This is a genomic window from Paenibacillus sp. CF095, assembly GCF_900101225.1.
Taxonomy (GTDB): Bacteria; Bacillota; Bacilli; order Paenibacillales; family Paenibacillaceae; genus Paenibacillus.
Genome location: NZ_FMZN01000010.1, coordinates 54,590 through 68,973, shown reverse-complemented (window position 1 = coordinate 68,973; position 14,384 = coordinate 54,590). Strand labels below are relative to the sequence as shown.

Genomic DNA, 14,384 nt, shown 5'->3' with positions numbered 1-14,384 from the left:
TGTATTAGGCATGCCGCCAGCGTTCGTCCTGAGCCAGGATCAAACTCTCCAATAAAGTATTGAAAAGAGCGATAAGCTCATTTTGAATCTGACGAGATTAAAAATCTCATTTGTGCTCCAGTCGATTCAAGCCAAGGCTTGTTTCAAACTTTTGCGTTCATTCTGCAAGCAGAATGTTTACTCACTCGTTGTTCAGTTTTCAAAGATCAAACTTGTTTCGCTACCGAATGTCGTTCTCTTCAGCAACTTTTATATCTTATCACATCCGAACCAACTTTGCAAGCTCTTTTTTTAAGTTTCTTTCGAAGCTTATTTCGTTTGCTTGCCGCACCGTGTAAACCGTGTTTTCTTGGCCGGAATTAGAATATACCATGTACAGATTTTGAATGCAAGTCTTTTTTTGAAACTATATTAACAATCGGTTTGATCTAATACAGACGTACATATGGTACTCTCCCAACTTAGCAAGTTCATACGCACGTCCATTTTCACTTTAATGTTTAACATTCCTAGCAGGAACCTTTCTTGGCCATAAACTGTAACTAAAGCTTATCACAAAATCGATTCCGAGTATCATTCCCCACACTTTGATCAGATTATTGAAGACAGCTGTACGTTCAGCATCTCCAACCCACCATATCATGGCTAATAGAAAAGCACTGCCTATTGCCCAAGCCAATAGATGTCTAAACCATCCACTACGCTCACGACTCGCATGTTCTCTACCATATAACTTGTTGCTGCGAGGGTTCTCCCCACTCTTGAACCAATATAGGAAATATCGATCCGCCCAAGCGATCATCTGGTGACCATAAGCAATGCTTACTCCTATATACACCGCAGCTATACCATGAATTATACTTGCTGTAGCTCCTCGCTGTAGATCCATAACTGTAGCAACAAGCAATAACAGATCGATAATCGGCGTCGCCATTAACAAACCGATGCCTAACCGCTTCATGCCAAGGAGATACCTGACACTCAGACCCGTGAACACAAACACCCAAAAGGCAATCTCACAACCTATAATGAAATAACCAATCATTTCAGCCTCTCCTTTTTTTGATACAAATGTATTAAATATAATTTAGCACGTATGTATTATAATAATCAATAGTGATATAATACACCTATGCCTAAAATTGTTGATCATGATAAACAGCGCGTGCTCGTAGCAGAGGCGGCTTGGCGTATTATACGAAAAGATGGCATGGAACAGGCCTCTGTTCGAAATATCGCTGAAGAAGCTGGAGTTTCGGTTGGCTCAATGCGTCACTACTTTTCTACTCAATCCGAACTACTACTATATGCCATGAATTTGGTATCTGAACGGGTGTCCCATCGAGTCCAAAAAATGTCCTTTACCGGCTCTCCCATGGACAATATGAAATGCCTATTGCTCGAATTCTTACCAAACACAGAAGAAAAACTGGCCGAAATGGAGGTGTGGTACGCTTTTACAGCCAGATCCAAAACCGATCCTACACTCAAAGAACTTGCTAATACCGTATATGATGAACTCAGACAAGCTGTAGGTTCTGTTATCAACTACCTGATAAAGCTCGACCTCTCCAGACCCGATCTGGACAAAGAACTGGAGATCGAGAGATTGTATGCACTGGTGGATGGCTTAGGCATACATACCGTGCTTAGACCGGATCAGATGAATGCCCAGCTCATGGACGATGTTCTCACTTTGCATCTTGCCGCCTTGTGCCGTTAAACCAAAAAAACCGCAGCACATTCGTTGTGACTAAGGCCCGTTACGATAACAGGAGTTAGTTCTGAATGTCTGACGGTTTTTCTTTTTATCCGATAATGATCCGGCCTTCCGGATGACGATACAGTTTCTTCTCTTTGCGCGGACGAAGGGCATACGCGATGGTTAATGGCCCAATCCGACCTACAAACATGGTAAAGGTAATAATGATTTTTCCCCAATTAGTCAACTCATCAGTCACTCCCACGGAAAGACCCACGGTACCAATTGCGGATGCAGCTTCAAACATCAGTGAAAGGAATGGCGCATCCTCTGTCGTAAGCAGAAGCATCACCACGATCATGAATATGATCAGAGAAACCATAATAATGGTCAGCGCCCTCATCAGCAATTCTTTCGGAACACGTTGGCGGAAAAACACGATATCCTTATTTCCCCGAATCATGGCATACACTGCACCAATCATGATCAGGAATGTAGTTGTCTTGATCCCGCCCCCGGTCGATCCCGGGGATGCCCCGATAAACATCAGCAAGATAAAGAAAAACTGGGTAGCCTGCCTCATCTCCGTAATATCGATGGTGCTTGTCCCAGACGAACGTGTAGAGACAGACTGGAAGAAAGACGCATAGATTTTCTCGCTCCAGGTGAGTGAAGCCAGCGTATGTCCGTTGGTAAATTCGAAAACAAATAACACAATCGCCCCTATACCAATCAGCGCTCCCGACACAGACAGCACCAGTTTCGACTGTAGGGATAGACGACGGCGTTTGCGATACTCAAACAGATCATTTAATACAACAAAACCTAGTCCACCAGAGATAACGAGCACGGAAGCAGTCAGGTTGAATATCCAGTCTCCGGTGTAGTATTGAAAGCTATTGCCGAACAGATCAAATCCGCCATTATTAAATAATGAAACAGAGTGGAATATTCCATAGTATACGGCCTGACCCAATGGCATCTCCGTTGCCCAGCGCAGCGCTAGTATGACAGCAGCCACCCCTTCAATGGTAAAGGAGAAAATCAACACCTTGCGGATAATGCGTACTATCCCTTCCATACTGTCTGCATTAATGGCTTCTTTGAGTAACAATCTGTCCTTGAGTGAGATTCGCTTGCCCAATACAAGCGCAAAGAGGGTAGCCATGGTCATGAAGCCGAGTCCACCAAGCTGCATTAATACCATAATGACGATCTGACCAAACAAATTAAAGGTCGTCCCTACATCCACAACGACAAGTCCAGTCACACATGCGGCAGAGGTTGATGTAAAAAGCGCGTCAATAAACGCCAAATGCTTACCGCTTTGGTTGGAGATTGGCAACATGAGAAGCACCGTTCCAATCGCAATAATAAGCAGAAAACCACCGACCAGAATTAACGGAGGAGATAAGAATTTGGCAAAGTGAAGCCTGAACTTCATGAAGGGCACCTCTTTTAACAAAAATACGAACAGGTTAATCTAACAAATTCAAGACGCGGTATTACCCTAATGGTGTGCTGTGAGCAAGGGCCTTCTGACAAACTTTATTTTTCGCGTCTATGTAAACCTAAAGAGGAACTTGCCCCAGCATCATACTGAACGGCAGGTTCCTCTTCTATTATGAACGTATCCTACGTTCCTTATTTAATCTTGCGTACGAGGACGCATGTGCGGGAAGAGCAGTACGTCACGAATCGACGGGGAGTTGGTAAGCAGCATGATCAGACGATCAACCCCGATTCCCAATCCGCCTGTTGGTGGCATACCATATTCGAGCGCACGGATGAAGTCGTCATCCATCTCATGAGCTTCGTCGTTCCCATGTTCTTTCTCCAGCATCTGTGCTTCAAAGCGCTGACGCTGATCGATTGGATCATTCAGCTCTGTGAAGGCATTGGCATGTTCGCGTCCAACGATGAACAATTCGAAGCGATCCGTGAAGCGCGGATCTACATCATTTTTCTTCGCCAGTGGTGAGATTTCAAGAGGATGTCCCATAATGAATGTCGGCTGAATCAACGTCTCTTCCACAAACTCTTCAAAGAACGCGTTCAGAATATGACCAAATGTCATATGTTTTTCAACCGGAACCTTATGTTCCTTCGCCAAGTTGTGTGCTTCCTCATCCGTCATGTGTACGGAGAAGTCTACGCCCACAACTTCCTTAACTGCATCCACCATCGTAACACGGCGCCACTGCGGTGTAAGATCTACTTCATAATCTCCATACTGGATCACTTGCGTACCCAGTACTTCCTGTGCAATATGAGCAACCAGGTTCTCTGTCAATTGCATAATATCTTTGTAGTCGGCATATGCCTCATACAATTCAATCATTGTGAACTCCGGATTGTGACGTGTGGACATACCTTCATTCCGATATACACGGCCGATCTCATATACCTTCTCCAGTCCGCCAACAATCAGACGTTTCAGGTGAAGTTCAATCGCGATTCGCATGTACAGTTCCATATCCAGCGCATTGTGATGCGTAATAAACGGACGTGCTGCAGCTCCTCCTGCGATCGTATGCAACGTAGGTGTTTCCACTTCCAGATATCCAAGGGAATCCAGGTAACGGCGCATCGATTGAATGATTTTGGAACGTGCGATAAAGGTTTGTTGTACATCCGGGCTCATAATCAGGTCAACATAACGCTGGCGGTAACGCAGCTCTACGTCGGTGAGACCATGGAATTTATCCGGAAGCGGATAGAGCGATTTGGACAGCACTTCAAGATCTTTCACTTTGACAGAAGTTTCACCTGTTTTGGTCTTAAAGATCACGCCTGTTACCCCAACGATATCGCCAAGGTCCAGCAGGCTAAATGCCGCATACTTGTCTTCAGGCACGCTATCCTGACGAACATAGATCTGGATTCTGCCGCTCAGGTCCTGAATATGTGCGAAGCTTGCTTTACCCATTCCCCGCTTCGCCATAATCCGTCCGGCAATACTGACTTCGATGTGCTTCTCTTCCAGCTCTTCCTTGGTCAGTTCTTCATACTTCTTCAGAATGGAGCCGGCTTCTTCGGTACGTACGTATTTTTGGCCAAAAGGGTCGATTCCCAATTTGCGGAGCTCGTCCAATTTGTCACGGCGAATTTGTAAAAGCTCGCTAAGTTCGGTTTCCTGATTCAAGACTTCATCCGTCATGATCTGTATTCATCTCCTTATTTACATTGCAGGCATCCCGTGAGGACACTCTTCCTCAAATGTTGAAAAAGCTTCCCTAGGGAAGCTTTTGTTTACCGTGCCCAACTGCTTCGTTACTATAGCTTTTTAATATCTACAATTTTATATTGAATTACGCCAGCAGGCACACTTACATCAACAACTGTACCATTTTTCTTGCCCAGGATCGCTTTACCAACAGGGCTTTCGTTTGAAATCTTGTTCTGAAGCGGGTTAGATTCAGCAGAACCTACAATTGTATATTCTGTGATATCACCGAATTCCAAATCTTCCACAGTAACTGTTGCACCTACACTCACGACATCGGTGTCAATCTCATCACTGTTAATAATGCGTGCGTTCCGAAGCATTTTCTCCAAAGTAATAATACGACCTTCAATGAAAGCCTGTTCGTTCTTGGCATCTTCGTATTCAGAGTTCTCACTGATATCTCCATACCCGATGGCTACCTTAATCCGTTCAGCCACTTCGCGGCGCTTCACTGATTTCAATGTTTCCAGTTCTTCTTCCAGCTTCTTAAGTCCCTCTGGTGTAAGGATAACTTCCTTGTCGCTCATCTCAACCGATTCTCCTGTCATGGGAATAATTTGGATTGTACGGCAACGGAATCAGTGCCAATTACATAGCTCCGCCCGCATACATCTTCAAAACTATATGAAGTTCTCCAGAGAAATAGAATATTCCTCCTGATGACTAGCCTTTAATTAACGCACATGGCGAATTTATACTGTGAAAGTATAGGGGAACGATCTCGAAAAGTCAATGTTACGTCCTCTATAGCTGTAAACGTTTTACAGTCTTAATTACGATGCACTTCCGGCGATTACCGGTTCTGACTCCAAATTGCCTTCGCTTTTCAGCTGACTCACAAAGTTCTCCAGAATCTGTACCATCTCATCACGCTTGGTACCTTCCATAATAACGTCCTTGATGCGAGCAGATCCTTTCAAGCCTTTCAGATACCAAGCCAGGTGTTTACGCATCTCGCGTACAGCAACCGTCTCATTCTTCAGTGCGATCAGGCGATCCATGTGCAGGATGGCAACACGGATCTTCTCTTCGCCATTCGGGTCAGGAAGCAATTCCCCCGTGCTTAAGTATTGAATGGTACGATACAGCATCCAGGGGTTACCCAGGGCAGCACGACCAATCATCACTCCGTCACAACCCGTTTCATCCAGCATACGGCGTGCATCCTCTGGTGTATGGACATCACCATTGCCGATCACCGGAATAGAGACAGCCTCTTTTACATCTTTGATGTGCGACCAGTCAGCCGTGCCTGTATAGAGTTGCTCACGCGTACGGCCGTGCACGCTTACCGCCTGTCCGCCCGCACGTTCAACCGCGAGCGCATTCTCAACCGCGAAGATATGCTCGTTATCCCAGCCAATACGCATCTTAACCGTCACCGGCTTCTCAACCGCATCTACTACAGCGGATACCATCTCATAGATCTTGTTCGGATCAAGCAACCAACGTGCACCTGCATCACATTTCGTTACCTTTGGCACAGGGCATCCCATGTTAATGTCGATGATGTCTGCATTGGTTTCTTGGTCCACGATTTTGGCTGCTTCTACAAGGGAATCACGATCTCCCCCAAAAATCTGAAGGCTCAGCGGTTTCTCACGCTCATCTACAAACAACATCTCACGTGTACGCTGGTTGCCATGGACAATGGCTTTGCCACTCACCATCTCCGCGCATACGAGGCCTGTTCCGAATTCTTTTGCGATCAAACGAAAAGCCGGATTACATACGCCAGCCATCGGCGCAAGTACGACCTGGTTTTTCATTTCAATGCCACCAATGTTAAGCACGGTAGTCGTTCCACTCCTTTTTTAATTCTGTATAAATCAACGATATAAATTTCGATCGGTGTCTTGGTTGTTGTAACATGACGAAACCTAAACGGTTCTAGTTGCCCTGCAACTCCTCGATACTGATTGCCAGCACACCAGCAATTCGATCGAGCTCTTGCTGTGATACCTTACGGTTTCCCCGTTCAATGGTTCCCAGAATGGCCAGCGAGATGCCGGTCTCGGCCGCAAGTTCATGTTGTGTTAAACCTTTCAGCTTCCGGAATGCCCGGATTCGATTGGCCAATTGCATGTTTTCCAAAGCTGTATTCCATCCTTTCCATCCAGTACAGACAACGATGAGTGTACAAAGGTATACAAACCTGAAATCTCGCCCTCTGGTACGATATCCGACAGTGGCACCAGTACAAAAGCCCGTTCTCCCATACGGGGATGAGGCAATTGAAGCAATTCGGTATCTCGCGTCTCACCGTGCATCCAGAGCAGATCCAGATCAACGGTGCGCGGTCCCCAGCGAATATCACGAACACGTCCAAGTCGGTTCTCGATATCCAGTAATTCCGTGAGCAACTGCTCCGGTGTCAGCATCACCTGTACAGCGACTGCCATATTCAGAAACGCAGGCTGATCTACATATCCTACAGGCTCCGTCTCATATAGTGCAGAACAACGCAGAACGGATATATGAGGGTGTTCATCCAGCAAAGACAATGCTTCAAACAGCGTCTGTTCCCGGTCACCCAAATTGGCCCCTAAAGCAATATAAGCCTCTGAAGATTCAGAGGTCGAATGTGCAATCATGATCGGTTCTCACTTTCTTGTGCGGCGAAGCTCTACCGTTACGCCCTCAAAATGAATATCGAATGGCGGATGTGGCTTCGTCACCTTGACTGTCAATGCATTGATAATAGTATAAGTGTCTAGTAAAGAAGATGCAATATGTTCGCCCAAGGCTTCAATTAACTGGAATGATTTATTTTCAACAATCTGCTTTACCAACTCATGGATCTCTGCATAATTGATTGTTTTGGTTAGATCATCGTTACGTCCAGCTTCACTCAGATCCATATCAATCTCCAGATCAATATAGTACCGCTGCCCAAGCTTCCGTTCTTCTGCAAAAACGCCATGATATCCGTAATACTCCATACGATGCAATACCATTCTATCCATACGATCCGCCTGCCCTCTATATATATTGAAATAGTTCTCTATTTTAAAGATATCTTTTTGCTTTGCCTTTTAAAACCGCTGCGCTTCCACTGGACGGTCACCAGGGACCCGCCAATATTATTTCTTCCGTAGACCCGGAGAAGCATATAACATGGCATCACACATGTCTGCCGTCCGCCGAATCGGCTTCACATCATGAACCCGAACCATCTGGCAGCCTTGGGCAATGCCAAATGCAACGGTCGCAGCCGTTCCTTCCAGCGCATCATCCGCACCAACATCCAGGGTGTTCTGGATGAATCTTTTACGTGAGGTGGCTAGCAGAACGGGATATCCCATTTCATTGAGCAAACCGAGCGATGACATGAGCTTCAGATTTTCTCCGATATCCTTCACAAAACCAATACCCGGGTCCAGGATAATTTGCTCTGCTTTCACGCCGGCTCCCAGCGTAATTTGTATACTCTCCTGCAAATCGCTCATGACATCACTCAGATAATCAATGTAATTCCGATCCTGCCGATTATGCATCAAAATGATGGGACACCCTAGCTCTGCTACCGTGCGGGCCATATCTGGATCTGCCTTGGCACCCCACACATCATTAATGATATGGGCACCTGCCAGAATAGCCTGACGTGCAACATCGGCCTTATACGTGTCTACCGATATTGGAATATGCGGGGCTTGCTGATGCAATGCTTTAATAACCGGAATAATCCTGCTGAGCTCTTCATCGGCGCCCACGACATCTGAACCTGGCCGGGTAGACTCTCCGCCGATATCAATCAGGTCCGCCCCATCCTCCATCATCTGTTTGGCATGGGCAACTGCCCGCTCCACGTTGGTGTAACGTCCGCCGTCCGAGAATGAGTCAGGCGTGACGTTAAGAATGCCCATAATCTGTGTTCTTGTACCCAGCTTCAATTCAGCTGGCCCCCATGCATAGTTCCGTTCATAGATGACAGGTGTAAGTGTCATGAAGTATACCCCGCTTTCTGCCGGTACATACCCAGAAGGACTGCTGTAACCGGGCCTATATGTCCGTTGCTGATTATTGTTTCGGCTCCCTCCTGATCGCGCAGAGTTGTAACCGGAACCAGTTCGGCAACCGAGCCTGTTAGAAATATTTCATCGGCTTGCAGGAGATCCTCCCAAGCCGCTAACGTTTCTATGCAGGGAATTCCTTGCTGCGTGGCGATCTCAAGTACCACAGCTCTCGTGATACCCGGCAGAATGCCGGTTGAGAGTGCTGGCGTGTAGAGTACATTTTCCCGTACCCAAAATATATTGCTGACGATCCCTTCCGCTATATGACCATCACGGGTTAATTGTAGCCCTTCTGCACCCTGCACATACTGCCCGTACCCGTTCAGCTCACGTTTCGCCAGAATGCTGTTCATGTAATGCAGTGACTTGAACCGCACTTCTCCTTCGGGTGTGTTGCGTGGCGTAGACAACCGTTGAAGCATTTTGCCGCTCTCATATAAAGAGGGAGAAGGTTCAGGTAATGCTTTTGCCAGTATAATATGATTTGGCTTCGAATAGTCACCAGAAGGTAAGCCTAGCGGTGCTTTACCGGCTGATACCGTATAACGTACATACGCATCCTGAAGTCCGTTCGCATGCATCAGACGTTCAATCCAATCTGTCACCTCTGCCACGGTCGTTGTAAAAGGAATGCCAAGTTCCTTACACCCCGAAGACATTCGCTCCAAATGCCGTTCCAAAAGATATGGGACACCTTGATACGTCCGGAACGTCTCAAACAGTCCCAGTCCGTACAAAAAGCCGTGATCCGTTACAGGAACCACGGCCGCCGCCATATTGACCAACTCTCCGTTTATCGCGGCATATTGCATGTTAAACCTTCACTTGTTGGGACAAAAAGTTACGAAGCATCTGATGTCCGTGGTCTGTAATAATGGATTCCGGGTGGAACTGAACCCCTTCAATCGCATATTCTTTGTGGCGCAAACCCATAATCTCACCTTCAGCTGTCTCCGCTGTAATCTCCAGGCAGTCAGGCAAGCTGCTACGCTCGACAATCAGGGAGTGGTAACGGGTAGCTGTGAATGGAGATGGCAATCCGGCAAAGACCGATGTCCCGTTGTGGTGCATCTCGGATGTTTTGCCGTGCATCATGCGCTCCGCACGAATGACATTGCCACCAAACGCTTGTCCAATGGACTGATGCCCCAGGCACACACCAAAGATCGGAATGCTTCCCTTGAAATGATCAATGACCGCCAGACTAATGCCCGCTTCATTCGGTGTACACGGGCCCGGAGAGATCAGAATATGATCAGGTGCCAGTGCCTCTATGCCTGCCAGATCAATCTCGTCGTTGCGGCGAACTTCCACCGTCTCGCCCAGTTCACCCAGATATTGAACCAGGTTATACGTGAAAGAATCGTAATTATCGATAACCAGTATCATATGCCTGCTCCTCCTCATCTTCCGTCAATGCAAGTGACGGTTGCTTCGTTTTATTTTAGATTAACAACTTCTGTTCGCTCCGCTTGTTCTTGTTCAATAGCTCTGCTTGCTTCCGCCTCTTCGCTGTAATTCACAGCTCTCATCATGGCTCTTGCCTTGTTGCGGCATTCCTTGTATTCCCGATATGGATCGGAATCAATAACAATCCCTGCCCCGGCCTGTACATAACCAATACCGTCCTTAATGGCAAGTGTACGAATGACGATGTTCAATTCCATATTCCCACTGTAATCCATCCACCCGATGGAACCCGTATAAGGCCCACGCCGCACAGGCTCAAGTTCCTCGATAATCTCCATGGTGCGGACTTTCGGAGCTCCTGTAATCGTTCCACCCGGGAATGTCGCAGCGATCACATCAAATACGGATAACCCTTCTGCCAGCCTGCCTTCCACCTGGGAAACGAGATGCATGACATGGGAATACTTCTCGATGGTCATCAATTCAGGCACATGAACCGAACCGTAGGCTGCAATCCGTCCGATATCATTACGTTCCAGATCAACGAGCATAATATGCTCCGCCCGTTCCTTCTCACTGCTGAGCAGTTCATCCGCCATAGCTTTATCCTCTGCTTCATCCCGGCCCCTTCTTCGGGTCCCTGCGATGGGACGTGCACTGACTTTGCCATTCTCCACTTTGACCAGAAGCTCGGGAGATCCGCTTACCAGTTGAAACTCTGGACTACGCAGCATTCCCATATACGGTGATGGATTCACAAGGCGCAGCCATTCATAAATATGCTCAGCGCTCGAATCAAGCCGCTTCTCCTGTCTTAAGGACAGATTCACCTGGAACACATCGCCCTGCCTGATATATTCCTGTACCGTACGCACAGCTTGTTCAAAGTCCTCCTGGGGAAAGGAGGTTTCCCATCCTTCCAATTCCCTTTCAGCATCTTCAGGCTGCGGGGTACGATTGACCTGCTTGTTGCGGCGTTCCAGTGCCTGTTGTTGTTCCTCAGCCTGTGCAGCCCCCATAATATGAAGCCAACGTTTCTGCATCGCTGTCGCTCGTGCTTCTGCCGCTGAATATAGACTACGGATATCCGTTTCGTTCCGGTTAGGCTCTATAGCCAGATGAACTATGCAGAAAAGTGCCTGCTGCTCATGGTCATACGCCCATATTTCTTCAAAGCGCATCCACCAATAATCCGGCAGAGCCGGGTTATCCTCAGCCAAAGCTGGAAGCTTCTCCAATGATCTTGCTACATCGTAGCTGAGATAACCTGCGTATCCACCCCCAAAGTCTGGAGCCCCAATAACCTTGGGTGCACGATACGGGGCAGTCCATCTCTTCAATACATCAAGCGGCTTGCCGCTGTCCGTCGAGGTGGTTCCTTGCGTCACATCATGAATAACCGCTTCTTGACCCTTGCCGGAAATAACGGATACGGGGTCTAACCCCAGAAATGTATATCTCCCGCCTTTGCCATTCTCCAGCACAATTGCGTAGGGTGACGCCTGCTGCCAGGCTGCCTCCCACGATAACGGTAACCCGCCATGATACGGTCCCTCATCCGACTTCGTGATATAGGGCATCATGGTCCAGCCTTGTTCAGCCCACTCCATCCAGTCGGCGTATGTTGTCATCAGGTGTGTCATTGCGGTGTGCCGCCCTCCATCTGTCGCTAGTTCTATTGTCTGATAGTATACTAAAGCGCCGCCCCTTTTAAAAGCATTACGCCAAAAATCCTCCATACCCGTCATACGGGCAAGGAGGATTGGTTTGGTTATTTGTAGACTTAGCCTTCGAAGTTGTAAAGAGGTGTGCTGAGGTAACGTTCGCCGTTACTTGGCACAATTACGACAACGCGCTTGCCTTCACCCAACTGTTTCGCAACCTGAAGACCTGCACGGATCGCAGCACCGGAAGAAATACCGGACAGAATGCCCTCTTCCTTCGCTACCTGACGAGCCGTCTCGAATGCATCATCATTCTCAATGTGAATGATCTCATCATAGATTTCCTGATCCAGAATCTCAGGGATAAAGTTGGCACCAATCCCCTGGATCTTATGTGGTCCTGGTTTGCCGCCCGCCAGAATTGGCGAAGCTGCTGGCTCAACCGCAACAATTTTAATACCAGCGAAAGCTTCTTTCAGCACTTCGCCTGTACCTGTAATTGTTCCGCCTGTACCAATTCCCGCAACGAAAGCATCCAACGTACCACCCACAGATTGAATTGCTTCAACAATCTCAGGGCCAGTCGTTTCACGGTGGATCTTCACGTTGGCTTTATTTTTAAATTGCTCAGCCATGAAATAAGATGGATTTTCCTTGAGCAGTTCTTCGGCTTTTTTAACAGCACCATTCATACCTTCAGCTCCAGGGGTAAGCACAAGCTCGGCACCATACGCACGAAGCAAGTTACGACGCTCCAAGCTCATCGTCTCAGGCATTACAATAACGGACTTGTAGCCTTTGGCTGCAGCCACCATCGCGAGTCCAATTCCCGTGTTACCACTTGTTGCTTCGATAATGGTATCACCCGGTTTCAGCTTGCCTTCTTTTTCCGCTTCTTCCACAATGCTAATTGCGATACGGTCTTTCACGCTTGAACCTGGATTCTGGTACTCCAGCTTCACGAATACTTCAGCACTGCCTTCTGGTACGATACGGTTCAGACGAACAAGCGGAGTACCTCCGATGAGTTCTGTTACGTTATTAACTACTTTAGCCATATGAATGCCCTCCTTAGTGGATGAATAAAACTTGAGTCCTGTTAACCTATACTGTGCGGCCGGTAGCCTCTAGCTGTTATAGAAGAACTGCGGAAATCCTGTTGATCCTATCCCTTACTGCTAAGATTTCTAGACAGGGCGGAGGTTTCCGAAAGTTTCTTTGTTCATAAGTTAATCATTTATATCCGAGTAAACGAGTAGGTATTTATTATTTTCATCTTATCAACGTTAACCCTTATTGTCAATATGAGTACTCAAAAAAAATACTCTGCCTTTGGCCCTAAGACCGCAGACAGAGTATTTTTATCAAGATGCAGCAGTACGAGACAATCTTCTCCATTGAATTCAGGAGGCAGGAATCTCGGACAGGATTACGGCTTCATACTTGTTACGCAGCATTTGCTCTACCTGCGGCAACGGATCAGCCTGACTCAGAGCCAGTTGCATTCGAATCTCCTCACGGACCTCTTCGGCCGACTGCACCTGGCGTTCTTCTTTATCATTAAGTCTGATAATAACATAGCCTTCTTCCACTCGAACCGGTCCGGCAATATCGCCTACATCCAGCCCGGCAGCAAGTTGAAGGACTTCTTCTGACTGGAATGGATCATTCCGCTCAATCCATCCCAGCCTCCCACCAGCATCACGAGAGAAGCTGTCTGTTGATTGTTTGCGAGCAGCTTCTTCAAAGTCTTCCCCCTTCTCCAACGCATCCAGTAAGGAATCGGCTTCCTCTTCTTCCTCCACTACGATGATGGACAAGTCATATTTCTCGGGGGAGACGTAATCCTCACGGTGTTCAGTCCAGTAATGCTCAATATCTGCATCCTTGATCTGTATGCCAATCGTTGCGATTTTCTCAAGCAGCAGCCTGTAGCCGGCTTCCAATTCAAGTTCCTGTTTGGACAGACCCAACTGGGACTTCATTTCGTCAAAATATGATTTCTCTGAATCGTACCCATCCATCGCGGCCGCTAGTTCTCTTGCAATCTCTTGGGGAGTGACGATCAGCTTGCGTTCAATTGCTTCGGCATATACCGCTTTGCGGTTTAACATCTGGAGTAATAACTCACTGCCATAACGTCTTTTCAGCGCATCGGTCCACTCTTTGTCCGTGATAACTTCTCCGTTGATCGTGGCTACGGTGCTTCCTTCTTCCGTATTGGCATCATGGGATGCATCTGCCTCGTCTTTGCCCTGTCTGAGACCATGCATAGCCATCACTGTACCCATGACCAGCATGCCTAGCGTCAAGACAATTACAGCCGTCCACAACCCTTTTTCCTGTCTTGTCATTCCGCATCC

The 14,384-nt window shown here is 47.3% G+C and carries 15 protein-coding genes; 1 reads left to right on the top strand and 14 read right to left on the bottom strand.

All coding sequences use genetic code 11. The features are described 5' to 3' along the window. Positions 1–493: 493 nt before the first annotated feature. Complete coding sequence (locus BLS69_RS30840) at positions 494–1,045, bottom strand: hypothetical protein (protein ID WP_091039144.1); 552 nt, start codon at positions 1,043–1,045, stop codon at positions 494–496. Positions 1,046–1,132: 87 nt separating this feature from the next. Between BLS69_RS30840 and BLS69_RS30835 the strand changes: the two genes are divergently transcribed. Further along, complete coding sequence (locus BLS69_RS30835) at positions 1,133–1,723, top strand: TetR/AcrR family transcriptional regulator (protein WP_091039141.1); 591 nt, start codon at positions 1,133–1,135, stop codon at positions 1,721–1,723. 85 nt (positions 1,724–1,808) lie between these two features. Here BLS69_RS30835 and BLS69_RS30830 read toward each other — a convergent pair whose 3' ends face one another. From BLS69_RS30830 to BLS69_RS30770, 13 genes are all read right to left on the bottom strand, one after another. Next, complete coding sequence (locus BLS69_RS30830; protein ID WP_091039139.1) at positions 1,809–3,146, bottom strand: TrkH family potassium uptake protein; 1,338 nt, start codon at positions 3,144–3,146, stop codon at positions 1,809–1,811. Positions 3,147–3,350: 204 nt separating this feature from the next. Next, positions 3,351–4,862 carry a lysine--tRNA ligase gene (gene lysS, locus BLS69_RS30825; RefSeq protein ID WP_047844500.1) on the bottom strand — a complete coding sequence of 504 codons (1,512 nt, stop codon included), beginning with the start codon at positions 4,860–4,862 and terminating at the stop codon, positions 3,351–3,353. A 116-nt stretch (positions 4,863–4,978) separates the two neighbouring features. After that, positions 4,979–5,458 (bottom strand): transcription elongation factor GreA, encoded by a 480-nt coding sequence (greA, locus tag BLS69_RS30820; protein WP_076216743.1) that lies wholly within the window; start codon positions 5,456–5,458, stop codon positions 4,979–4,981. A 246-nt stretch (positions 5,459–5,704) separates the two neighbouring features. After that, entirely contained in the window at positions 5,705–6,724 is a 1,020-nt protein-coding gene (gene dusB, locus BLS69_RS30815) for a tRNA dihydrouridine synthase DusB (RefSeq protein ID WP_091039137.1), read from the bottom strand. A gap of 97 nt (positions 6,725–6,821) precedes the next feature. Next, positions 6,822–7,016, bottom strand: coding sequence for a helix-turn-helix domain-containing protein (locus BLS69_RS30810; protein ID WP_339242857.1), 195 nt, complete (start codon positions 7,014–7,016; stop codon positions 6,822–6,824). After that, the gene (gene folK / locus BLS69_RS30805) at positions 6,977–7,525 is read right to left on the bottom strand and encodes a 2-amino-4-hydroxy-6-hydroxymethyldihydropteridine diphosphokinase (RefSeq protein WP_091039135.1); all 549 of its coding nucleotides are present in this window, start codon (positions 7,523–7,525) and stop codon (positions 6,977–6,979) included. The genes BLS69_RS30810 and folK overlap by 40 nt, the downstream gene beginning before the upstream one ends. A gap of 9 nt (positions 7,526–7,534) precedes the next feature. Continuing rightward, positions 7,535–7,897 carry a dihydroneopterin aldolase gene (gene folB, locus BLS69_RS30800; RefSeq protein WP_062838071.1) on the bottom strand — a complete coding sequence of 121 codons (363 nt, stop codon included), beginning with the start codon at positions 7,895–7,897 and terminating at the stop codon, positions 7,535–7,537. Between the two features lie 117 nt (positions 7,898–8,014). Continuing rightward, positions 8,015–8,878, bottom strand: a complete 864-nt coding sequence (gene folP, locus BLS69_RS30795; protein ID WP_091039133.1) for a dihydropteroate synthase — start codon at positions 8,876–8,878, stop codon at positions 8,015–8,017. Further along, positions 8,875–9,759 (bottom strand): aminotransferase class IV, encoded by an 885-nt coding sequence (locus BLS69_RS30790; RefSeq protein WP_091039130.1) that lies wholly within the window; start codon positions 9,757–9,759, stop codon positions 8,875–8,877. The genes folP and BLS69_RS30790 overlap by 4 nt, the downstream gene beginning before the upstream one ends. Position 9,760: 1 nt before the next feature. Next, the gene (gene pabA, locus BLS69_RS30785) at positions 9,761–10,336 is read right to left on the bottom strand and encodes an aminodeoxychorismate/anthranilate synthase component II (RefSeq protein WP_036606106.1); all 576 of its coding nucleotides are present in this window, start codon (positions 10,334–10,336) and stop codon (positions 9,761–9,763) included. A gap of 50 nt (positions 10,337–10,386) precedes the next feature. Continuing rightward, the gene (locus tag BLS69_RS30780) at positions 10,387–12,000 is read right to left on the bottom strand and encodes an anthranilate synthase component I family protein (protein WP_091039129.1); all 1,614 of its coding nucleotides are present in this window, start codon (positions 11,998–12,000) and stop codon (positions 10,387–10,389) included. A 140-nt stretch (positions 12,001–12,140) separates the two neighbouring features. After that, positions 12,141–13,079 (bottom strand): cysteine synthase A, encoded by a 939-nt coding sequence (gene cysK / locus BLS69_RS30775; RefSeq protein WP_036668448.1) that lies wholly within the window; start codon positions 13,077–13,079, stop codon positions 12,141–12,143. Positions 13,080–13,424: 345 nt separating this feature from the next. Continuing rightward, a complete protein-coding gene (locus tag BLS69_RS30770; protein ID WP_091039127.1) occupies positions 13,425–14,375 on the bottom strand; it encodes a peptidyl-prolyl cis-trans isomerase in 951 nt (316 codons plus the stop codon). Positions 14,376–14,384: the final 9 nt, after the last annotated feature.

Coding starts and splice junctions, on each gene's coding strand:
- BLS69_RS30840 (WP_091039144.1), bottom strand. CDS start 1,045: ATGATTGGTTATTTCATTATAGGTTGTGAGATTGCCTTTTGGGTGTTT.
- BLS69_RS30835 (WP_091039141.1), top strand. CDS start 1,133: ATGCCTAAAATTGTTGATCATGATAAACAGCGCGTGCTCGTAGCAGAG.
- BLS69_RS30830 (WP_091039139.1), bottom strand. CDS start 3,146: ATGAAGTTCAGGCTTCACTTTGCCAAATTCTTATCTCCTCCGTTAATT.
- lysS (WP_047844500.1), bottom strand. CDS start 4,862: ATGACGGATGAAGTCTTGAATCAGGAAACCGAACTTAGCGAGCTTTTA.
- greA (WP_076216743.1), bottom strand. CDS start 5,458: ATGAGCGACAAGGAAGTTATCCTTACACCAGAGGGACTTAAGAAGCTG.
- BLS69_RS30810 (WP_339242857.1), bottom strand. CDS start 7,016: ATGCAATTGGCCAATCGAATCCGGGCATTCCGGAAGCTGAAAGGTTTA.
- folK (WP_091039135.1), bottom strand. CDS start 7,525: ATGATTGCACATTCGACCTCTGAATCTTCAGAGGCTTATATTGCTTTA.
- folB (WP_062838071.1), bottom strand. CDS start 7,897: ATGGATAGAATGGTATTGCATCGTATGGAGTATTACGGATATCATGGC.
- folP (WP_091039133.1), bottom strand. CDS start 8,878: ATGACACTTACACCTGTCATCTATGAACGGAACTATGCATGGGGGCCA.
- BLS69_RS30790 (WP_091039130.1), bottom strand. CDS start 9,759: ATGCAATATGCCGCGATAAACGGAGAGTTGGTCAATATGGCGGCGGCC.
- pabA (WP_036606106.1), bottom strand. CDS start 10,336: ATGATACTGGTTATCGATAATTACGATTCTTTCACGTATAACCTGGTT.
- BLS69_RS30780 (WP_091039129.1), bottom strand. CDS start 12,000: ATGACACACCTGATGACAACATACGCCGACTGGATGGAGTGGGCTGAA.
- cysK (WP_036668448.1), bottom strand. CDS start 13,079: ATGGCTAAAGTAGTTAATAACGTAACAGAACTCATCGGAGGTACTCCG.
- BLS69_RS30770 (WP_091039127.1), bottom strand. CDS start 14,375: ATGACAAGACAGGAAAAAGGGTTGTGGACGGCTGTAATTGTCTTGACG.